General features: G+C 53.7%; 19 protein-coding genes, 1 tRNA gene and 3 pseudogenes. 12 read left to right on the top strand and 11 right to left on the bottom strand.

What is annotated here, in order from left to right; genetic code table 11:
- Nucleotides 1-5: 5 nt before the first annotated feature.
- Nucleotides 6-293: an AAA family ATPase gene (locus OA238_RS35260; protein ID WP_044037453.1), complete on the top strand. Its 288-nt coding sequence runs from the start codon at nt 6-8 to the stop codon at nt 291-293.
- Between the two features lie 296 nt (nt 294-589).
- Nucleotides 590-1,009, top strand: a pseudogene (tnpA, locus tag OA238_RS22995) (IS200/IS605 family transposase).
- Nucleotides 1,010-1,154: 145 nt separating this feature from the next.
- Here the strand turns inward: tnpA and OA238_RS22990 are convergent.
- Nucleotides 1,155-3,026: an ATP-dependent nuclease gene (locus OA238_RS22990; protein ID WP_245581376.1), complete on the bottom strand. Its 1,872-nt coding sequence runs from the start codon at nt 3,024-3,026 to the stop codon at nt 1,155-1,157.
- 793 nt (nt 3,027-3,819) lie between these two features.
- Complete coding sequence (locus OA238_RS32090; protein WP_144055965.1) at nt 3,820-4,014, bottom strand: hypothetical protein; 195 nt, start codon at nt 4,012-4,014, stop codon at nt 3,820-3,822.
- Nucleotides 4,015-4,095: 81 nt separating this feature from the next.
- On the opposite strand from OA238_RS32090, the gene OA238_RS22980 reads away from it, so the two are divergent.
- The 6 genes and pseudogenes from OA238_RS22980 (at nt 4,096) to OA238_RS22965 (ending at nt 7,986) form a co-directional block, all read left to right on the top strand.
- Entirely contained in the window at nt 4,096-4,926 is an 831-nt protein-coding gene (locus OA238_RS22980; protein ID WP_015497059.1) for a DUF2333 family protein, read from the top strand.
- A gap of 33 nt (nt 4,927-4,959) precedes the next feature.
- Entirely contained in the window at nt 4,960-5,091 is a 132-nt protein-coding gene (locus OA238_RS34610) for a hypothetical protein (RefSeq protein ID WP_275450479.1), read from the top strand.
- A gap of 31 nt (nt 5,092-5,122) precedes the next feature.
- A complete protein-coding gene (locus OA238_RS22975; protein ID WP_015497058.1) occupies nt 5,123-5,497 on the top strand; it encodes a hypothetical protein in 375 nt (124 codons plus the stop codon).
- A 288-nt stretch (nt 5,498-5,785) separates the two neighbouring features.
- A pseudogene (locus OA238_RS22970) lies at nt 5,786-7,230 on the top strand (ISNCY family transposase).
- A 196-nt stretch (nt 7,231-7,426) separates the two neighbouring features.
- Nucleotides 7,427-7,537: pseudogene (locus OA238_RS35255) on the top strand (extensin family protein); the annotation flags it as partial.
- 107 nt (nt 7,538-7,644) lie between these two features.
- Nucleotides 7,645-7,986: a DUF2853 family protein gene (locus OA238_RS22965; protein ID WP_015497057.1), complete on the top strand. Its 342-nt coding sequence runs from the start codon at nt 7,645-7,647 to the stop codon at nt 7,984-7,986.
- Between the two features lie 354 nt (nt 7,987-8,340).
- Here OA238_RS22965 and OA238_RS34175 read toward each other — a convergent pair whose 3' ends face one another.
- The 6 genes from OA238_RS34175 to tsaD form a co-directional block, all read right to left on the bottom strand.
- Nucleotides 8,341-8,670 (bottom strand): DUF1761 family protein, encoded by a 330-nt coding sequence (locus tag OA238_RS34175; RefSeq protein ID WP_275450478.1) that lies wholly within the window; start codon nt 8,668-8,670, stop codon nt 8,341-8,343.
- Nucleotides 8,598-9,665 (bottom strand): IS630 family transposase, encoded by a 1,068-nt coding sequence (locus OA238_RS22955; protein ID WP_015493922.1) that lies wholly within the window; start codon nt 9,663-9,665, stop codon nt 8,598-8,600. Before OA238_RS22955 ends, OA238_RS34175 begins: the two co-directional genes overlap by 73 nt.
- Before the next feature lie 205 nt (nt 9,666-9,870).
- Complete coding sequence (locus OA238_RS22950) at nt 9,871-10,290, bottom strand: EVE domain-containing protein (protein WP_015497056.1); 420 nt, start codon at nt 10,288-10,290, stop codon at nt 9,871-9,873.
- Nucleotides 10,290-10,562 (bottom strand): YciI family protein, encoded by a 273-nt coding sequence (locus OA238_RS22945; RefSeq protein ID WP_044037449.1) that lies wholly within the window; start codon nt 10,560-10,562, stop codon nt 10,290-10,292. Before OA238_RS22945 ends, OA238_RS22950 begins: the two co-directional genes overlap by 1 nt.
- A 2-nt stretch (nt 10,563-10,564) precedes the next feature.
- Nucleotides 10,565-11,527, bottom strand: coding sequence for an NAD(P)H-dependent glycerol-3-phosphate dehydrogenase (locus OA238_RS22940; protein WP_015497055.1), 963 nt, complete (start codon nt 11,525-11,527; stop codon nt 10,565-10,567).
- The gene (gene tsaD, locus OA238_RS22935) at nt 11,524-12,618 is read right to left on the bottom strand and encodes a tRNA (adenosine(37)-N6)-threonylcarbamoyltransferase complex transferase subunit TsaD (RefSeq protein WP_015497054.1); all 1,095 of its coding nucleotides are present in this window, start codon (nt 12,616-12,618) and stop codon (nt 11,524-11,526) included. Before tsaD ends, OA238_RS22940 begins: the two co-directional genes overlap by 4 nt.
- 96 nt (nt 12,619-12,714) lie before the next feature.
- Between tsaD and OA238_RS22930 the strand changes: the two genes are divergently transcribed.
- From OA238_RS22930 to OA238_RS22915, 4 genes are all read left to right on the top strand, one after another.
- Nucleotides 12,715-13,404 carry a uroporphyrinogen-III synthase gene (locus tag OA238_RS22930; RefSeq protein WP_015497053.1) on the top strand — a complete coding sequence of 230 codons (690 nt, stop codon included), beginning with the start codon at nt 12,715-12,717 and terminating at the stop codon, nt 13,402-13,404.
- 72 nt (nt 13,405-13,476) lie between these two features.
- The gene (locus tag OA238_RS22925; protein WP_015497052.1) at nt 13,477-14,802 is read left to right on the top strand and encodes a COG4223 family protein; all 1,326 of its coding nucleotides are present in this window, start codon (nt 13,477-13,479) and stop codon (nt 14,800-14,802) included.
- A gap of 18 nt (nt 14,803-14,820) precedes the next feature.
- On the top strand, nt 14,821-16,293 hold the full coding sequence (locus OA238_RS22920; protein ID WP_015497051.1) for a heme biosynthesis protein HemY: 1,473 nt from the start codon (nt 14,821-14,823) through the stop codon (nt 16,291-16,293).
- 167 nt (nt 16,294-16,460) lie between these two features.
- Nucleotides 16,461-16,536 (top strand) — tRNA-Thr (locus OA238_RS22915).
- A gap of 387 nt (nt 16,537-16,923) precedes the next feature.
- Here the strand turns inward: OA238_RS22915 and OA238_RS22910 are convergent.
- The 3 genes from OA238_RS22910 to OA238_RS34165 all read right to left on the bottom strand — a co-directional run bounded on the left by OA238_RS22910 (nt 16,924) and on the right by OA238_RS34165 (nt 19,774).
- Nucleotides 16,924-17,235 carry a hypothetical protein gene (locus OA238_RS22910; RefSeq protein WP_044037447.1) on the bottom strand — a complete coding sequence of 104 codons (312 nt, stop codon included), beginning with the start codon at nt 17,233-17,235 and terminating at the stop codon, nt 16,924-16,926.
- A gap of 84 nt (nt 17,236-17,319) precedes the next feature.
- Nucleotides 17,320-17,916: a tetratricopeptide repeat protein gene (locus OA238_RS22905; RefSeq protein ID WP_015497050.1), complete on the bottom strand. Its 597-nt coding sequence runs from the start codon at nt 17,914-17,916 to the stop codon at nt 17,320-17,322.
- A gap of 490 nt (nt 17,917-18,406) precedes the next feature.
- Nucleotides 18,407-19,774 (bottom strand): tetratricopeptide repeat protein, encoded by a 1,368-nt coding sequence (locus OA238_RS34165; protein ID WP_187293100.1) that lies wholly within the window; start codon nt 19,772-19,774, stop codon nt 18,407-18,409.
- Nucleotides 19,775-19,776: the final 2 nt, after the last annotated feature.

The raw sequence follows: 19,776 nt of genomic DNA, 5'->3' as shown, positions 1-19,776 counted from the left end.
TACTTATGTATTTGTCAAAACTAACCATCAGCGGATTCCGACAATTTGGACAAGGCGACGCAGCTGCTGAATTGACCTTTCAACCGGGGGTGACAGCGCTGATCGGCACGAACGATAGTGGCAAAAAAGCGATCATTGATGCTGTGTTCACCGGACAAGTATCGGCGGTGCAAAAAAAGCTACATTTCGCATATGATTTTTGCCGCCAGTTTTCACTTTGTTTTCAGCCGCAATCATTGATCGTGCGGAATTTACAACATTTGGGCGTTGTTGCATGGACCCCAGCCCACTGAACTCGGCTGTGGTCTGTCTCCTTGAGGATGCTGTAAATGCCGCACAAATTCAACGCTGATCGTCGCGCCAAGATCACGAAGCAAAAGCGTCGGGTGACCAACTGCGCCGAGTACGATGAAAGTCTGCGGCGGCGCGGCGATCTGACCGTTTGAATTAGCGAAGACTTACTTTCCACAAACGGGATTAAAGCCACCGGCTTCCAGCCGGTCCGCTTTAGCGTAATGTACTATAATCTTCCCTCTCATTTTTAAGACCCTTACTGCTTCGCGGGGTCTTAAAAATGAGAGGGAAGATTATGATCTATTCCACAGGAAGCCATACCAAATTTTAACACCGATTTCACGTCGTCTGGACAACAAAATACCGATACAAAGTTATGCGCGGTGAAGTGCGTGAGCGTATCCGTGAAATCATTATCCAAACATGCCAAGAACTTGGCGTGCATATTGAGACGGGCGTATTGTCGACCGATCACGTCCACATGTTCATATCGGTCCCGCCTCAGATAGCATTGTCAAAGGTGATGATGCGGATCAAGGGACGCTCGTCTTATAAGATACAGCGCGAGTTTCCCGAACTGCGCAAACGGTACTGGGGCCAGCGGTTTTGGGCTCGCGGATTTTTCTCAACAACCAGCGGCAATGTCACTGACGCTGTCATACTTCAGTATCTTGAATTACATTCAAAAAGGGAACCTACCGGCGTCAGCCGGTAGTCGTTCAGTCTTGATCCATCGAGAATCTGCGGCCGTATCCAACTTTTAGATACGGCCCTCCAAGTCGAGATCATGCATGACCAGACGTGCGCTATTTGTCGTTTTCCGTTATTTATGAATAGATATAGTCGGCAGCCCCGCCCACTTATACGGTGTCCACAGCGTGCATAAGCTTTAGCCACCGCGCCAGAATTTCTTCGGAAACCCGGGGGTCATCTCGCTCAAGCAGCCACTTACGCATCCGCTCAGCCAATCGGACACGCCAGTCGGAAATCAGAACGATATCCTGCGACTTTGCCCAGCTTAACACCTGCCCTTGAAACGGCAGCCCGGCAACAACCGTGTCGACAAACAACCTTTCGGGACGGCGTTCCACCCGGTCCATCATCGCGGCAATGTCTTCAAACGGCATCAAATCTTCGATCGCCGATCCAGTAAGACCGCCGAAGTCAGAGATACGGATTGCAGTCTGTCCGGCTTCGCCTATCTCTACCAGGGTTTTGTTTGGGAAGGCGTCGTCGATCAACAGCCGGGGAGGGCAGGCATCGGCATCGCTGAGAAGTCTCGACATCATTTTCAAGACCTGAGCATCGCACGCCGGGGCAAAAATAATGTCGCGCCGCGGTTGGAACTGGCCCGATGCGATGCACAAAGTGCGAATCACGGAAAGGTAGATCTGTTCGACCCGGCCCTGTACCAGCACAGGCTTTGCGCCGCCCAGACTTGCCTCGGCAACTGCCAGATTGAGCGCAGCACGTATGGCGAAGCCAGCACCTTTTTTTGTATCGTTACCTTCGGTGTCCAGTAGATCACCGCTCACGCGGGTCGAACCGTCACGATCTATGAAAACTTTGCGTGCACGCGCGAGCCTGTCTGCATCCACCAGAAATGGCGAATGGGTCGTATAGATAATTTGATTGTTTTGGGACAGGCCCTCGAAGAATGCTGAAAGGTCACGCTGGGCAAGCGGATGCAGTGAATGGCCGGGCTCATCCAACAAAAGCACACAGTTGTCATGTTCACCCTTCGCCTCATGCAGGAAAACCAAGAAGAAGCTCAAGAACCATTGCAGGCCAGTTGAACGGTGTTCAAGTTCGACTTCTTGCGGGCGGCGGGAGTCGGCAACCCAAATGCGGAAATGACTGCCGTCCGCCTCAAATCGAAACTGATAATCGCCCTGTTTCCACCATTCGGCAAACCGAGCGGTGACCTTGGCTCCTCCAGATTGCAACAAGATCGACCGGGTGCGTTTGGCCTCGGCAATCTGGGACAACACAACGGGGTCGGGCATGTCTTGGTGCCCGCGCGCACGCGACCAAAGACTGCGCATAAGCCCGGCACGGCCCTGATCTTCGATCATCTTTGGCTCGGCCTCATCGCGCAGATCGCGGAAATCGCGACCAAGTTCCAGAATTTCCTGCGCTTGCACACCCACGAAATCGAACAGAACCCCTAATGTTCGGGCTTTGGCGCTTTCTTTGGCACCGAGATCAGGTCGCTTCATGTTTTCGACAACATGAGGAAGGTAGATTTCGCTGTCGAGATTGCCGTAGTTCGAGTAGTAGACGAACCGCGGTAGCCGCGCGATCACGGCAGCGCGCACATCGTCACGGCTAGCTGGGTTGGGCGTGTACAATTCTACAACGGCTTCAACCAGAACTTTGTGCAACCCGCGCAATATGGTGACGACAGGGCTGACCGCGGGCGGCTCCTCTGGAATCAGGGCCGCAACCGCATTGCGCGAAAGCAATATATCGTTGCTCCTGACATCATGCTGCTCATCAAAACTGCCCAGCAGTTCAGTGAGCTTTGCGCGGGCGACAGCAGCGGCGCTCTCCTCCTTTGGATGGGCGGCAAGATCGTCTTGCGCAGTCCACAACGCAGCAAGCGCGCGCATGATGCAGCCTTCTGAATCCCTCTGATTATCGGTAAACTGAACCCGATAGCTGCCATCATAAAACCGCGTGACGTTAACTCTCTGGGCCTTGACGAGTGGAATGGCCGCCAGTTCGGCCAAGGCCGCCGCTTCGTTGCCAGTCTCGAAATCGGCCGTGATAAACTGGAATTTTTCAGGCGCATTGCGGATCGTGGCAAACAGCGACTTGGGATAGTCCGAGGTTGGTTCAATTGCGCCACCGCTGGCCGGATTTAGCTTCCACAATGGCAACATAAGATTGGTCTTGCCGGATTCGTTCACCCCGATCAGGGCGGTCACACTGTCCACAGACAACCATCCAGAGTTAGAGACTGAGCGAAAATTGCTGACCCGGTAACGGCTAAGGGTAAACCCAGACTCTTGCGGGGTTTCTTTCCGAGGGTGGCGAGTGTGGTCTGTCAGAGCTTCGATTTCGAAGTTAGTGTCTTGGCGCACGGGTATTCTCCTCTAATTTGTGCGGCCTGACTGGTGTGGACATTCGCCCTGTCGACAGTTGTCGTCGTGTCACACAATTATCCGCTGATGTTCAAATAACGCGTGGGGTGGCAATTTCATCCCGCGAGCGCACCGAAAACTGTAAGTCATGACTGACTTTTCGTCCGGAATTGTCTGAAAATTTATACCGTACAAAACACAGCACCTCGAGGCAGTGACGATCTGTAACCGCCCGATTGAAACCGCGGCTTAAGCGGCGCAATCGTATCGCAATGCGGCGTGTCCTGATTTTCCCATCTGCGTTCGCGAGGGACCACATGCGCGCCAGAAGCTCAGGCTGACAGTCAAATTCATAGCGGCCCCCAATGTGGGACAGCTTGTCCAAGATGCTTGGTGTTCTAGTCGGTGATGATGGGCATTCATCCGGGTGTGGTGGGCTTTACAAGCGTTTCCCGTACGAGATCTGCGGCGGCATCAGTTTTTCTTTTAGAACAAAAGAATAGCCTCTTAAGATTGCAATAAAGTCACCCATATTTCGTTGAAATTCTTTGCTTGCGCCTATTGGCTTTCCTCGTTGAGCCAAAAAACCTCTGGTGTCGTCACTTTGATCCCTGTGTAGAAATTTACTTTTCATCCGACTTTCCTGTCTGATTTCTAGGGATGAAACCCGGTACCAGCGCGTTTGTGTTTCTAGATACGCAAGGAGGCAACAGAAGTGACTACAACTGAGGATACAACGATTGTTCCAGATGATGGCAAGACTGCAGGGCGTCGTTCATGGTTGCGGTTCAGGCCGCGCTCTAATTGGCGTCATGTGAAAATTGTCATTGTGGCGCTTTTGCTTGGGGTGGCAGTCAATTATGGGGTCCTCGGTCCGATGACCCATAATATTGATGCCGATCCTGAATTTCAGGCCACCTTGGTCCCGGAGAATGGCAGTGCAGCAGTTGCGACCGCCGCCGCCTTGATAGACCGCGAACTGAACCAACACGGCTGGACCCCCAATGATCAGTGGTTCGCGCCGTCTGGAATTCTTGACAATATGCCAAATTTTCAGATTGGTGTCGTTAGTGCTGTAGGCCGCTTCAGTTTTGAGATGTTGGACCAGATCGGGCGCAGAAGCGGCTCGTCCAGCGCCGATCCAGACCTCGAGCGCGCCTCGGGCTTCTTGCAGTACCCACCTGATATTTGGATTTGGGAGCCATCAACCTCTCTGCTTCCTGGCGTTCCGTCTGAACGTCAATACCGCCAAGGGCTCGCCGCACTTCAAAGCTACAATGCCCGCCTTGGACGCGGTGAGGCGGTGTTTGAGCGACGCACCGATACGCTGGCCCAAGCGTTGGCGCGTATTTCTGACGATCTCGGATCACAAACATCGCAAATCGATCGGGCGCAAGCCACCGGATGGTTGATGTTCAGCCAAACCGCTGACGATGTATTTTATCGGAACAAAGGCTTGATGTATGCCTATGGCATCATTCTTGCGTCATTTGATAAGGACTTTTCCCAGGTCATTCAGGAAAATAACCTTGGGCCGATCTGGTAGCAGGCCCTGAAAAGCCTCCAGGATGGATCGCAGTTGCGTCCTGCCGTTGTGCTGAACGGCCAGTCCGACAGATCCATATTTGCCAATCATCTTGCTCTGCAGGGTTTTGCCATGAAACGCGCGATCCTACAGCTTGAAGAATTAATCATCGTGCTGGCTATCTGACCCAGACCAACCATCACAGGAGGACTTTCCTATGTTCAAGAAACTTTTCAGAACTAATCCTGCTTCGGTGCCTAACGACGTTTCCGCAAACCAAGGCCGCGGGTTGGGCGCTCTGCGAACGGCCTATGCCGACTGGCGCTTCGGCAACGACCTCGCCGCTATTGTGGGCGCATTCGACCGCCTGTCCAACCGTAGGCTGAACTTGATTGGCCTGAATCGGGAAACACTATTCGATTCCGCCGGGGACATGATGGTTCATGCCGAGGAAGAACGGGCAATTGTCCGGGAGATCATCGCAATAATAGACGCGTCCACAGACACTTCACTTAAATGCCCCGATATTCCGCTTCCTGTGGAATATTCAAAACAGACAGAAGCAGTAGCAGCAGCCAAAACGTACACATAGCCAAGCCCCAACTGTACCCAACTTTGTAGCCATGACGATCATCACCTGGAGTCCTAAAAACTTGCCTTGTTCATATCCGTTTCTCCTTGGTTCCTGAATTACCAAGCAAAGCCTCTACAAATCTAGAGGCGCTCCAAGGACGTACTGGACGGCACAATAGTTCAGTGGGAATATTTAACATAAGATAGATTATGCGATAATATGCTGTACGCGCAAAGTTAGAATGTCCCACATCTGCAAAGTAGAAATGGCACACTTCCCTGTCTGAAGCAGGATTGGAGTGTGGCTGTGGGACTGGTGATTATGAGCGAACGTGAGCTGAACCGCATTGAAGTATTGAGCCAAGTGACACAAGGCCGGATGACGGCTGTGACCGCGGCCAACGTGTTGGGACTGAGCCGACGACAAGTGCATCGATTGCTGAGGGATTTCCAGACCGATGGTCCCGCTGCGATCCGCCACAAAGCGCGCGGCCGAAGATCGAACAACCGGATCGACCCAGCGGTGCGTGGGTTTGCGGTGACACTGGTTCGCGAGACCTACATCGATTTTGGGCCCACGTTTGCAGCTGAGAAGCTGGCCGAGGATCATGGCTTGAAGGTTTCGCGTGAGACGTTGCGCAAGTGGATGCAGGACGCCGGGATCTGGTTGAGCCGCAAACAGCGCCGCACGTTCCATCAGCCTCGTTTGCGTCGGGAATGCTTCGGCGAACTGATCCAGATCGATGGATCTGATCACCATTGGTTTGAGGGTCGCGGTCCGCGATGCACCCTGCTCGTGTTCATCCCCTCTCGGCAGATTGCTGCGCAATCGCCTGCCGGGCAATGGACGATGCGACCAGTACGTTGATGCAGCTGCGGTTTGTGACGTCTGAGAGCACGTTCAGTTATTTTGAGGCGCTCGATTTGTATCTTGCGGCACATGGCCGGCCGGTTGCTTTCTATTCTGACAAGCACACGGTGTTTCGTGTGGCAAATCAATCCGCCAAATCCGGGCATGGAATGACCACTGACCGACAGTCGTTTGCTTGCAAACGATGAGAGGTGCAGTTTGGTCGGGCGTTGAACGCGCTAAACGTCGAGATTCTTTGTGCAAACAGCTCGCAGGCGAAGGGCCGCGTCGAGCGCGCCAATCGCACGTTACAGGACCGTTTGGTCAAAGAGCTCAGGCTTGCAGGCATCTCGGATATGGACGCCGCCAATGTGTTTCTGCCCAGTTTTACGGACCGCTATAACGTCAAGTTTGCAAAGGTCCCGCGCCGCGCTGACAACTTGCATCGGCCCATGAACATCGAACCCGATCGACTGCGAGATGTGTTCGCGCTCCAAGACGAACGTCTCGTCGGGGCTCAACTTGCGTTCTCCTATGAACGCCAACGCATCATTCTTGCCGAGAATGAGATGACGCGCGATTTGCCGGGCAAATATGTGGATACGTTTGCCTTCCCGGATGGGCGATTTGAGGTCCGCTGGAAAGGTGTTTCAATCCCCTACACGGTCTTCGACAAGGATCAGCGCGTGACACATGCGGCGATCACCGAGAACAAACATCTCAGCGCGGTCCTGGAGCATATCAAAGCCGAACAGGACAAAGCGGCTCCAAAAAAACGCCGCGCCGGCAAGCAAACAACGCGCTATCAACCCACTGGAAAGCGCAATGATGGCTGGAACTCAAAGCTAGCTAAACGTGCGAAGGAGAAGGCAGCAGCGGCGTCAAAACATGCTGCAGAATAACCCCGACCGCATGGCTGGTCAGGGCTGCGATGTGTGAGGTCTCCACCCAGCCCAGCCATGCTACCACACCACCAAGTGTGACATTTCTACTTTGCACAGAGGCGGACATTTCAACTTGGTTGCAACAGACGGGCGGCGCATTCGCTTGATTAGTGACTGGGACGACGTAACCGCTGAAGGCTAATTTTTACGGGCTGTTCGGGACAGTGCTTGCATATGGTTCGCCACGACGCTGGGGCCTGATTACAACAGCCTCCAAGATGACCATTTTCATCTACAGGCTCGTGGTTGGGACACATGCCACTAGATTGGCAGGGAAACAGGTTTCGATTTTCCCTTTGCTCATATGAATTATGCCATTAGCATTTACGAAGCGCCGACGTAACCGGCCAGATTACTAGGTGGGAGAATACCATGAGCAAGCGTGATGATCTGATCGCAAAGTACGCAGACGACCTTAAGAACAAGTGCGGCATGACGCCAGACATGGACCTTTTGACAAAGGTCACAATTGGTTGCGGCCCGTCAATCTACAACGACGATGCGTCAACTGTTGCAGGTTCGCAAGCGTCCGAGTTGGAGACAGTGAAAAACAACTTCCTGATGAAAAAACTTGGCCTCGCGGATGGTCCACAATTGATGGACGGGATCAATTCCGTGATCGAGACTTACGGAAAATCCGAGCGCAGCAAGTACCGCGCAGTTGTCTATTACATGCTGACCAAACACTTTGGCAAAGAATCTACTTACGGTTAATTGTCCGTAAAGCCGCAGAAAACCTTGTTCAATACGCCCGCCCTATTAGGCGGACGTATTGCATTTTAGGCTTATTTTATGGGCAATTGATTTGCTTCAATCGAAGCGCACGGTGTATCCCACAGAAGCGGTCAGTATGGCCCGGACCAGTTTCAGTGATACGTGTGGTGGCTTTTAGGAGTGCGCGTTGGTGAGAGAAAGGGTCTGGGCGGGGTGCTTGGACCCTTTCATTTTTTCAGACATCTAAAACAATGTGAGGATTGCGCCAATGATGGCGCAACCAAACGTCGCATAACCGCTATCAATCAATGTGAGCTTGAACGGTCGGCTTGTGTAGCCGTTGTTGATCATGATTCATGGACTAATGAAAAACAGCCCGATGCCAAAGCCAGAAACCAGACCTTGGCCGAACGTTTCGATGCCCGAAAGCGCAAATGTGTGCCGCATCATGCCCGATACAAGGATCATTGCAACGAGTGCCATGATGTAGGAAGCCATTTTGTCGCCTTCCGGTCGTCCATTCGCATCAGCTTTGATGCGAGCAGCTTCCATCCACTGCTTCGACAATGTCATGTATACTCCCGCGCCTGAATTGACCTGAGGTTTTCCCCTCAAATCACTTTGTATTCCTTGAGCGATATGACGCGGAAGTTGTCGGTGACGGTGTCGCGGAACTCTGGCCATTTTTCTGGCAGGGTTTTGCGGAAGAAGTCGAAAATGGCCTCTGTGAATTGGTTGAACGTTGCATAGTGCCGATTGTGGGTGACCCATTTGTGCATAACACCCCAAAGACGCTCGATCGGGTTGAGGTGCGGGGCATATGCTGGCAAGAAATGCAACTTCACCCGACGTTCTGGGCTGTCCAGCCATGGCTGTAGTATCTTGGCATGATGATAGCGGGCATTGTCGACAAAGACGTGGATGGCCGTCTTGGTTTGGTTGTTGCGTTCCAACTTTTCCAGCATCTGTCGGGTTGTCTGGGCATTGATCTTCTCGCCTTCCACAAAGGTGAACTGGAAAGTCTCAAGGTCAAGCGCGCCCTGAATGTTGAGCCGCTTGCGCCCTGATGTCGCCTTCAGGGCCGTCTTTTGTCCCTTGGGGAACCAACCATGGGCGGGGCGGCTCTGGTGTTCGGGGTGGACAGCGTCCGAAAAGACAACCATCTCATCTGCGGCCAACCCGTTCATCAGGGCCTCATATTTGGCAATAAACGCAGCCTGCTTGGCTTCATCGGCCTGTGCAGGCAGCAATTGTGGTTTCTTATACGCGAACCCCAGGCGGCGCATCAGCTTGGCGGCTCCCGACGTGCTGTAGTTTTGGTCGCACTCGGCTAGAACATAGGCACAGACCTCATCGGCATTGCGGGCAGGCTGCGCGGTGAAATGGGCTCTCACCGCCTGCTCTTGCACGACGGACAAATGACCCTGACGCTGGCTGTAGTCCTTCAGACCGAAAAACGATAGTCCCGCACCGGCAAAGGCAAATCGCCACTCCGTCAAAACTGTCGGGCCAATATCCAAAATCCGGCAAACCGTTCCGGCGTCTTCTCCTGCGTCCAAAAGAAGAAACGCGCGCGCCCGTTTCCAAACAAGGGCGTCAACTTTGCGGCGGCGGCAAAGCGCTTCAAGTGCTATGCGCTGCTCGTCGGATAAGGAGACTGTTTTGTATTGCTTGCTCATAAACTCAAAATACAGACTGAACCGCCTTTGGCCATGCGACGAAGTGAATCGCAGGCCCAAAATCGTCAGGTCAATTCAGACGCAGGAGTATACCAGACTGCTCCGAACGCAAAACCCGCAAATGCGGCCACGACTACTGCTAGAAAATTCATCATGTTCTCCTGTTTATATATAGCTGGGCCGTAGTCTAGGGAGGAACGGGGGGCTAGGGCTTCGTTCCGCCAAGCGCACAGATGGCCAGCCATTCATCTTTTGAAACAGGTTGAACGGACAGCCGTGAATTCTTGACAAGGACCATTTCGCCCAGCCGTTCGTGCGTCTTGATCTGCTCCAGCTTTACGGGTTTTGCAAATGGGCGTACTGCCTTGATGTCCACACACGCCCATCGATCATCATCGGTGGTGCTGTCGGGATGCGCTGGTGCGCAGACTTCAACGATGCCAACAACGGCCTTCTCTTTTTGGGAATGATAGAAGAAGCCGAGATCACCGCGCGCCATGTTACGCATAAAATTGCGAGCTTGGTAATTTCGCACGCCGTCCCATTCTTCGCCCGCGTCCCCTCTGGCAACTTGGTCACCCCAGCCCCACGTGGACGGTTCGGACTTGAACAGCCAGTACTGCATCAGCCAATGACCTTCTTCCACTCTTGGATGCTGACATGCTTGAACAGTCCGGCCTTCTCATATGGATCATTGGCGGCCCAAGTCTGCGCCGCCGCGATAGAATCGACATTCATGATGATCATTGATCCACACATTTGGCCGTTCAGGTCCAGAAACGGCCCGGCCATTTCGACAACACCTGTCTCAGCAATATAGGCCAAGTGAGCATCGCGATTATCAAGACGGATTTGTAAGGAGTCAGGATTATCCCGAGTGATGAGAGCAACGCGCATGTTTATTCCTTTCGAAGAGGGCGGGAGAGAAGGGTGACCAGTGCGGTCTCCGGGTCGATTTTACCAGATGATAGATCAGCGACAACTCGGCAGATCGGGAGGTCCAAACCGTGCTTTTTTGCAAGGTTAGTGACCGAAATTGCGGTAGCTGCACCCTCAATCGTGGTGTTCGGATCAAAATCCTTTTCGGCCCCGATGGCCAGCCCAAAGCGGTAGTTACGTGATGCATCCGACGTACAGGTCAGCGCCAAATCGCCAAAGCCGGACAGCCCCGTCAGTGTTTCAGGCTCGGCACCAAGCGCGCGGCCAATGCGCTGCATTTCTGCCAACCCTCGTGTGATTATAGCCGCACGTGCGCTTTCGCCAAAATTGGCGCCCATACAAACACCAGACGCAATCGCAATTACATTCTTGAGAGCACCGCCGAGTTCAGCGCCGATAACGTCATGACTAAGGTAAAGCCTTAGTGTTGGGGTCGAAAGACAGGCCTGTAGATAGGCACCTTCGTCGATGTTTTTGCAGGCTAGCGTTAAGGCTGTGGGCAGATTTTTGGCGATGTCAGTGGCAAAACTTGGCCCAGTGAGCATCGCACCGATCGCATCAGGCACATATGCCTCAATTTGCGCGACAGGGCCGCGCAAAGAGGCCTGATCGATGCCCTTACAGCAGGCGATCAACCGTTTGCCTGCCAGATATCGGGCGTTTTCTTCCAGCCAATCCCCAAGCTTTTGCGCTGGAATCGCCAGCAGGATCGTGTCGGCGGCGAAGATATGTTCAAGATCAGAGGTTATGAGAACATTACCCGGAATTTTATGGTTAGGCAGACGGGCGGTATTTTCGCGCGACGCTGCCATCGCCAAGGCCGCATCTGAATCGCGGGCCCAAAGAGTTACCTGCCCATTGGAAGCCAATGAAATCGAGAGCCCGGTACCGAACGCGCCAGCCCCCGCGATTGCGATCTTCATGCCTTAGGGCCCTTCTTGCCGCTGCCCAATAAAGTTGGACTGGTTTGATCCAGTGGCCATCGCGGTCGGGCAGAAAGGGTCAAATCATCGGTCATGCCAGCAGTTAAGCGCAGCAATCCCGCATAAGCAATCATTGCTGCATTATCAGTGCAAAGAGCGAGAGGTGGCGCGACAAAAACAGTCTCTGTTTCGGCGCAAAGCTCTTTCAGAGCGTGGCGAATTGCACCATTCGCCGCGACACCACCGGCAACCGCAATCGTATTAACATCGGGTGAAATGGCGCGCGCTGCCATCAAAGCCTTGCGTGATTTACCTACCAAGACGTCGGTGACAGCCGCTTGAAAACTGGCGCAGAGGTCAGCGCGAGCTGCCAAGGGGAGGCCACCGTTCTTTGTAATCACATCATCGCGCGCACGCAGAACGGCTGTCTTCAAGCCGGAGAACGACATGTTGCAATCGTCACGGCCCAGAAGCGGGCGCGGCAAGGCGAATGCGTGCGGCTCACCATTTTTCGCGGCGTGTTCAACAGCGGGTCCACCCGGTTGCGGAAGGCCGAGAATACGTGCAGTTTTGTCGAACGCTTCGCCGGGCGCGTCGTCGATTGTTCCGCCAAGTCGGGTATATTTGTCGTGGTCTTGCACCAACAAAAATTGGCAATGTCCGCCAGAAACCAGCAACATCAGATAGGGAAACGCGATGCCGTCAGTCAGTTGCGGCGTCAACGCGTGACCGGCCAGATGATTCACTCCAATTAGCGGCAGACCGGTCGCAGCGCTCAGCCCTTTGGCGCACATCACACCTGACAGCACACCGCCAATCAAGCCGGGCCCAGCGGTGACCGCGATGGCGTCAATCTGCGAAAGGCTGACGTTCGCTACCGCCAAGGCGTCTTCGATCGCATGATCAATTTTTTCCGCATGGGCCCGTGCAGCGATTTCGGGCACAACGCCGCCAAAATCAGCATGTGCTTCGGTTTGACCAAAAATAACATTGGAAAGGATCGTGGCAGTGCCTGCGACACCGCGCACGACAGCGGCTGCTGTATCATCGCAGCTGCTTTCGATACCAAGAATGGTGAGGGGTGCCGACATGATAAGGGGGCTCGACTGCTTGCGTCTGGAATATTCGCAGGTAACACTTGGCCGCAATCGCCACAATGGTCTGGCGATGATCTGGGGGATGTTGATATGCCGCGCTTCGACAATCCAATCGTTATAGTGACCAGACCAAAGGCCGACGCGCAGCGATTCATTGACGTTCTTCGCACGATATCGGGCCCGTTCAGCGTGATTATCAGCCCCGCTTTTGAAAATGAGACACTTTCTGCTGAAATACCGGACTTCGACACCGCAATTTTCACCTCCCGAGCGGGCGTCGCGCAAGCGCCACGCGGCGATGGGCGGTCGGCATTTTGTGTCGGTGATGCAACGGCAACTGCTGCAAAGGGTGCGGGTTACGCTGCCATGAGCGCAGATGGGTCTGCTGATGATTTGGTGACGCTGATTCTAAGGCAGCGACGCGATGTCGCGTTACTTCATATACGGGGCGAAATCTCGCGTGGTGGCATTGCCAAAAGACTGAACGATGCGGGTTTGAAGTGCCATGAAGTGGTCGCGTATCGCAAAGCGGCGAAAGGCCCATCTCAACCAATTCGCGATGCGCTCTCGGTTAGCCAGAATATCATTTTTCCATTGTTTTCCGCAGAAACAGTATCGATTCTAGAAACATGGCCGCTAAATTTTGAAGGCTGCACTGTCGTCGCTATAAGTGACGTGGTGGCCGATGCATCTGCAACTCTGTTGCCGCTAAATGTTGTGGTGTCGCCCGCTCCTAACGTTCACGCAATGGCGCAAGCGACGGCGCGTTTGATTGCTTGAGGGTCTGCAACCACCGCGATACAGTGTCGTGGTGAGCGATGACGCTCGGGGCGAAGCAAGTAGGGTGTAAACGTGGCCAAGACGACCAAGCGCAAAGCGGGAGAATCCAAGATTGACGCGTCGGTCACTGACGCCGTTGAGCTGCCTGAGAGTTCTGCGGAAGGGACGACTGAGACAGATCCTGAAGAAGTCACGATTGACGAACCAGTCGAAAATATGACCGTCACCGATATTGCTGAAGATGACCACGATACACCCAAAGACGAACGTGGCCTTGATTTGGGAGTTGCGCCTGATGATGCTTTGGACGTTGGGGGTGTCGACGACGCCATTCCTGAGCCCGCAGAAGAACCGGACATTGAGCCGACTGAAGCACCGGACATGGACGGGTCAATTCTGCCCCCGACCCAACACGAGAGCAGATCATCCGGCGGCTTTATCCCGCTTTTGATTGGTGGTGTTGTCGCGGGCGCAATCGGCTATGGGATCGCGACGTTCTACCCCCCTAATGATGGAACGAGTGGCGTTAGCGTTCAATTGGCCGAGCAAGCGGATCAGATTGCAGCGCTTGTAATGCAGATCGCGAATATTCCAGCCCCTGATTTAGCAAGCCTCGACGCGCAGATTTTGGATTTGTCCGATCAGACAGCGGCGCAACTTGATGAATTGTCTGACCGGTTGAGCACGCAAGTTACAGATTTTGACGACCGCTTGGCAGTGGTTGAGAAAGCCCCCGATGCTGATGGTACGTTGTCCGACACTGCACTTGCTGCCTATCGGCGTGAACTTGACCAGCTTCGGGCGGAACTGACCGCCCAGCAAGAAAACGTAATGTCTGTGGCCGCGCGGGCCGAGTCAGATCTGGCCGCAGCCCGTGAAGAGGCTGCCCAGCTCGAACAAGAAGCTATCGCAACCGCACAGGCCGCATCCATGCGCGCCGCGTTGAACCGTGTTGCAACGGCTGTTGAAACCGGCGCGCCGTTCGTTGATGCACTGTCTGATTTCGGCGCGACTGATCTGCCAGTTGCCCTGACGGATGCAGCCGCAAACGGTGTCGCGACAACTGCGCAGCTAACACAGGACTTTCCAATTGCTGCACGATTCGCACTTGCAACTGCACGTGCTGAAGGCGTTTCTGATGATGCAAGTGGGATTGGCGGGTTCTTGCGTAGCCAGTTCGATGTGCGATCTACTGCCCCACAAGAGGGCGAAGGCCCTGACGCCGTCTTGTCGCGCGCAGAGGCGGCCATCAAAGAAGGCCGTGTCGTAGATGCCTTAGCAGAACTCGAAGCGCTGCCAGAAGTCGCCCGCGCTGAAATGACTGACTGGACCGCACGTGCCACCCAACGTGCAGATGTTCTCGACGCGATTGCGACCCTTTCCGAAACATTTAATTAAAACTGAGGCTGCACCCTAATGCTCTGGTCCCTTGTAAAGATTTTGGTTTTCGTCGCTGCTGTTATGGCCGCAACGTTCGGCGCTATAATGTTGCTCGAAATGGAGGGGAGTGCGACGATTGATATCGGCGGACAGGCTGCAAGTTTTTCGGTCATTGAAATGGTGATTGGGCTGATTGTTCTGGTCGCTTCTATTTGGCTGGTTTTCAAATTAATCGGCCTTGCGATCGCGACGTTCAAGTTCCTGAACGGGGATGAGACAGCGATTTCGCGCTACTTTTCCCGCAACCGTGAGCGCAAAGGTTATGAAGCACTGTCCGAGGGCATGATGGCTTTGGCGTCAGGCGAAGGGCGTCTGGCGATGGCAAAAGCGAACCGTGCTGAAAAATTCCTTGAACGTCCCGAATTGACGAACCTGTTGACCGCGCAAGCGGCTGAATTGGCAGGGGACCGCAAGACTGCGGAGTTGACCTATCGCAAATTGCTGGAAGACGACAAAACCCGTTTCGTCGGTGTGCGTGGAATCATGAAGCAAAAGCTGCAAGACGGCGACACTGACACGGCACTGCTGCTGGCACAAAAAGCGTTCGCGATTAAGCCAAAGCACGTTGAAACACAGGATACATTGTTGCGCCTTCAGGCTGAGAAATCTGACTGGAAGGGCGCGCGTGAAACATTGACCGCCAAGCTGAAGACTGGACAGTTGCCGCGCAATGTTCATCGCCGCCGCGATGCAGTTTTGGCGCTATCTGAGGCAAAGGACGTGTTCGCCGAGGGTGCAACGCTTGAGGCGCAGGAAGCGGCAATCGAGGCCAATCGCATGTCCCCTGATCTGGTGCCTGCAGCTGTCATGGCAGCGCAAGCCCACGTTGCAAAGAATTCTAGTCGCGCTGCAACGCGGGTTATCAAGAAGGCATGGGATGTTGCGCCGCACCCCGATCTTGCATCAGCATTTGCGGCGATTGCGCCGGATGAAGATCCCGCCGCACGTGTCAAACGTTTCAGTACTTTGACGAAGGTGCATCCCAATCATCCTGAGACACGAATGCTCTTGGCAGAATTAAACATTGCTGCGGAAGATTTCCCCGAAGCGCGCCGTGCAATCACGGAATTGGTTGCAAAAGACCCAACGGCACGCAGTCTTACAATCATGGCAGCAATTGAACGCGGTGAAGGATCGGCGGATGCGGTTGTGCGTGGTTGGCTCGCCAAAGCGCTCACTGCCACGCGCGGCCCACAGTGGATTTGCGACAATTGTCAACATATCCATCCAGTCTGGGCGCCGATCTGCGTCAATTGTTCCGGCTTTGATACCCTGGCTTGGCGCGAACCGCCAAAAGGCGAAGTGGCGATGCCGGCAGGTGTTGAAATGTTACCGCTGATCGTTGGGCAAGTTGAATCCCCGTCGGACACCCTGGACGTTGAGATCGTGGAAGCAGAGATCGTCGAGGATGATGGTGCAATTGTGTCGAGTACCGATGACATAAAATAGCACTTTTCGAATAGATGTTGCAGTGCTAAACACTGCTCCGTGGCCGCTCTAGCTCATCTGGTAGAGCACATCATTCGTAATTAGCGGGTCGCCGCGAGAATGACTTGAAAAACCAATGAGTTCGAGGCACACGTGAATAATTAGTAGGGCCATAGTAGGGTCTGTAAGCCGCTGTAGCTCATCTGGTAGAGCACATCATTCGTAATGATGGGGTAGTAGGTTCGAGTCCTATCAGCGGCACCACTCAACCACAATTTATTAATATTTTTCAGGGCATTAGCGGCTCACCATCTAACTTAATCCCCCTTTGAGCCCCCCTTAGCTTCGACGCTTAGAACTTTTCTTCGTTGAACTGACCCCGCGAAGAAATATCTAAGGCGTGCGGTTTGGAACTGCTCGACCAAAAGATAGAACCACCCCCCCCTGTCACCTAAAACTAAAAATTCGCCAAGTTGAGGTTTGTCCGTTCATCTCATCGCATTGATGCTCCGAATGCCTTGATTTGTGAATGCGTGCCGTTTCGACCTGATACCGGTCCCGAAAGCTAGTGCGGGTAAGTTTTGAACACCCCCCCCTGCATCTGCTAATCGTCAATGTTCGCGACCTGCTTATTGCCACAAGTTGGATAAATTAACTACTCCGACAAACCGTCCCGACGATAGCGTATCTGATTACATCTGCCCCATCTTTCCCAACGCCATATCCGTCAGAATTGACCCAAAACGAATAGCCATGTTGGGCGGTCTCGGTGACCTCATATTCTATGACCATGGCGCAGGTTTTTAGGGATACATTTTCCATCAGCTGGAATTCCCTGCGCTCGCCTTGTGCGTCTTCAAGAACAAGGTAGGCACTCTGATTGCCTAGCTCCCTACCATCACAGCTTGCCAAAATTGCCGTGGCAGCAAGCGCTATGATTGATTTTGCTATAATTTTAATCATGGTTCGTCGAACCTCATGTTCGCATTTCAAAAGGGTGGCTATTCACAGGAACTCCAAAGCCACCAGCTGCGAGGCTTGGCTGCCTTACCCGCAATCCTGATAGTTTGACGCCATGCAGCGCTGCGCGAGTAACTGTGCTTCGACTATCTGTTCACGGGTCATGCGTTCTTCAATCTCACCACGATTACGTGAGCCGCGTGAATCCCCGTTCGCACTACTGATGTTGAACCACATATGGGCGCTACCAAAGTCCTGAATCACACCGTTGCCGCGTTCGTACAAGTAGCCAAGATTGTTCTGCGAAAAGGCACTCCCCTGTTCAGCAGCCAGACGGTGCCATTTCGCCGCCTCATCATCGTCCCGAATCACACTGTTGGGGTTATTGTATAAGTGCCCGAGGTGGGTCTGCGCGAAGGCATCTCCCTGTTCAGCAGCCAGCCGGTACCATTTCGCCGCCTCAGCATGACTCTGAATCACACTGTTGCCGTTCTTGTACAAGTGGCCGAGATGGACCTGCGCGCGGGCATGACCCTGTTCAGCAAGTGGCCAAAAAACCTGCAGTGCCGTTTCATAATCACCCGCTTGGTATGCTTCCCGTCCCTCGGTATAATCTTGCGCCATGGTGGGGGCAGCGACTGCTGTACAAAGCAAAAATGCGACGGCTCTAAGTAGCTTAATCATTGTTCGTCTAACCTCATGTTCGCAATTCAAATGGATGGTTATTTACCTGTGTTCCAAGGCAACCAGCGGCGTGGCTTTTTCCTCATTGCAGGACCACCAATGCTTTCAGGTGGCGGCAGCATCCGAAGCACGTCATCAAGGTGGCTCTGCCGCAACGCAGTTTTTTTACGCTTGGCCTCAAAGGCATAACCGTAAACCTGCCCTTCGATGGGCAGGTCATTGAACGGGCCGCACCAACGCCTTAACCGCAATCCTGATATTCTGACTCCATGCAGCGCCGCGCGAGTGACTGTGCTTCGGCTATCTGTTCGCGCGTCATGTAACTTTCAACCATACTGCGGAACTCTGAGGCGCCGGCATACCCGTTTGCACCACTGATGTTTATCCACATGTGTACCATAACGTCGTCCTGAATCACACCGTTACCGGTGAAGTACATGGCACTGAGTCTGAATTGCGCGTTGGCATGACCCTGTTCAGCTGCCAGACGTTACCAGTTCGCCGCCTCAGCATAATCCTGAACCACACCGTTGCCGTTGTTGTACATGTTGCCAAGATTGGTCTGCGCGTTGGCCTCCCCCTGTTCAGCTGCCAGACGGTACCATTTCGCCGCTTCAGCATAATCCTGAACCACACCGTTGCCGTTGTTGTACATGTTGCCAAGATTGGTCTGCGCGTTGGCCTCCCCCTGTTCAGCTGCCAGACGGTACCAGTTCGCGGCCTCAGAATAATCCTGCATCACGCCGTTGCCATTGTCGTACATGAAGCCGAGATTGGTCTGCGCGTTGGCATGACCCTGTTCAGCAGCCAGACGGTACCATTTCGCCGCTTCAGCATAATCCTGAACCACACCGTTGCCGTTGTTGTACATGTTGCCAAGATTGGTCTGCGCGTTGGCCTCCCCCTGTTCAGCTGCCAGACGGTACCAGTTCGCGGCCTCAGAATAATCCTGCATCACGCCGTTGCCATTGTCGTACATGAAGCCGAGATTGGTCTGCGCGTTGGCCTCCCCCTGTTCAGCTGCCAGACGGTACCATTTCGCCGCTTCAGCATAATCCTGAACCACACCGTTGCCGTTGTTGTACATGTTGCCAAGATTGGTCTGCGCGTTGGCCTCCCCCTGTTCAGCTGCCAGACGGTACCAGTTCGCGGCCTCAGAATAATCCTGCATCACGCCGTTGCCATTGTCGTACATGAAGCCGAGATTGGTCTGCGCGTTGGCATGACCCTGTTCAGCAGCCAGACGGTACCATTTCGCCGCTTCAGCATAATCCTGAACCACACCGTTGCCGTTGTTGTACATGTTGCCAAGATTGGTCTGCGCGTTGGCCTCCCCCTGTTCAGCTGCCAGACGGTACCAGTTCGCGGCCTCAGAATAATCCTGCATCACGCCGTTGCCATTGTCGTACATGAAGCCGAGATTGGTCTGCGCGTTGGCATGACCCTGTTCAGCAGCCAGACGGTACCAGTTCGCCGCTACGGCATAATCCTGAACCACACCGTTGCCGTTGTTGTAACTCCCACCAAGATTGCTTTGGGCCCTTGCATCACCTTGTTCAGCAGCCAGTCGATACCATCTTATAGCTTTTGCATCATCCTGGATAACGCCTTCGCCATAGTCGTACATCACACCAAGAGTGTTTTGGGCCCTTGCATGACCCTGTTCAGCAGCTAGTCGGAACCATCTCACAGCTTCTTCATCATCCAGAAGAACGCCTTCGCCATTGTCAAACAAACGACCAAAATTGTATTGGGCATCAACATCACCCTGTTCAGCCAGCGGTCTCCATTCCTTTAGGGCAGTCACAAAGTCACCCGCGTCGTACGCAGCAAGACCCTTGTCAAAATCCTGCGCCATGG

Source organism: Octadecabacter arcticus 238 (assembly GCF_000155735.2).
GTDB lineage: Bacteria > Pseudomonadota > Alphaproteobacteria > Rhodobacterales > Rhodobacteraceae > Octadecabacter > Octadecabacter arcticus.
The sequence above is the reverse complement of the archived record's forward strand: the minus strand, read 5'-3'. Positions and strand labels throughout refer to the sequence as shown.

Bases quoted from the DNA above. Each gene is read 5' to 3' on its own strand.
- OA238_RS35260 (WP_044037453.1), top strand. From the start codon at position 6: ATGTATTTGTCAAAACTAACCATCAGCGGATTCCGACAATTTGGACAA.
- OA238_RS32090 (WP_144055965.1), bottom strand. From the start codon at position 4,014: ATGAAAAGTAAATTTCTACACAGGGATCAAAGTGACGACACCAGAGGT.
- OA238_RS22975 (WP_015497058.1), top strand. From the start codon at position 5,123: ATGTTCAAGAAACTTTTCAGAACTAATCCTGCTTCGGTGCCTAACGAC.
- OA238_RS22965 (WP_015497057.1), top strand. From the start codon at position 7,645: ATGAGCAAGCGTGATGATCTGATCGCAAAGTACGCAGACGACCTTAAG.
- OA238_RS34175 (WP_275450478.1), bottom strand. From the start codon at position 8,670: ATGGCCAGAGTTCCGCGACACCGTCACCGACAACTTCCGCGTCATATC.
- OA238_RS22955 (WP_015493922.1), bottom strand. From the start codon at position 9,665: ATGAGCAAGCAATACAAAACAGTCTCCTTATCCGACGAGCAGCGCATA.
- OA238_RS22950 (WP_015497056.1), bottom strand. From the start codon at position 10,290: ATGCAGTACTGGCTGTTCAAGTCCGAACCGTCCACGTGGGGCTGGGGT.
- OA238_RS22945 (WP_044037449.1), bottom strand. From the start codon at position 10,562: ATGCGCGTTGCTCTCATCACTCGGGATAATCCTGACTCCTTACAAATC.
- OA238_RS22940 (WP_015497055.1), bottom strand. From the start codon at position 11,527: ATGAAGATCGCAATCGCGGGGGCTGGCGCGTTCGGTACCGGGCTCTCG.
- tsaD (WP_015497054.1), bottom strand. From the start codon at position 12,618: ATGTCGGCACCCCTCACCATTCTTGGTATCGAAAGCAGCTGCGATGAT.
- OA238_RS22930 (WP_015497053.1), top strand. From the start codon at position 12,715: ATGCCGCGCTTCGACAATCCAATCGTTATAGTGACCAGACCAAAGGCC.
- OA238_RS22920 (WP_015497051.1), top strand. From the start codon at position 14,821: ATGCTCTGGTCCCTTGTAAAGATTTTGGTTTTCGTCGCTGCTGTTATG.
- OA238_RS22910 (WP_044037447.1), bottom strand. From the start codon at position 17,235: ATGATTAAAATTATAGCAAAATCAATCATAGCGCTTGCTGCCACGGCA.
- OA238_RS22905 (WP_015497050.1), bottom strand. From the start codon at position 17,916: ATGATTAAGCTACTTAGAGCCGTCGCATTTTTGCTTTGTACAGCAGTC.
- OA238_RS34165 (WP_187293100.1), bottom strand. From the start codon at position 19,774: ATGGCGCAGGATTTTGACAAGGGTCTTGCTGCGTACGACGCGGGTGAC.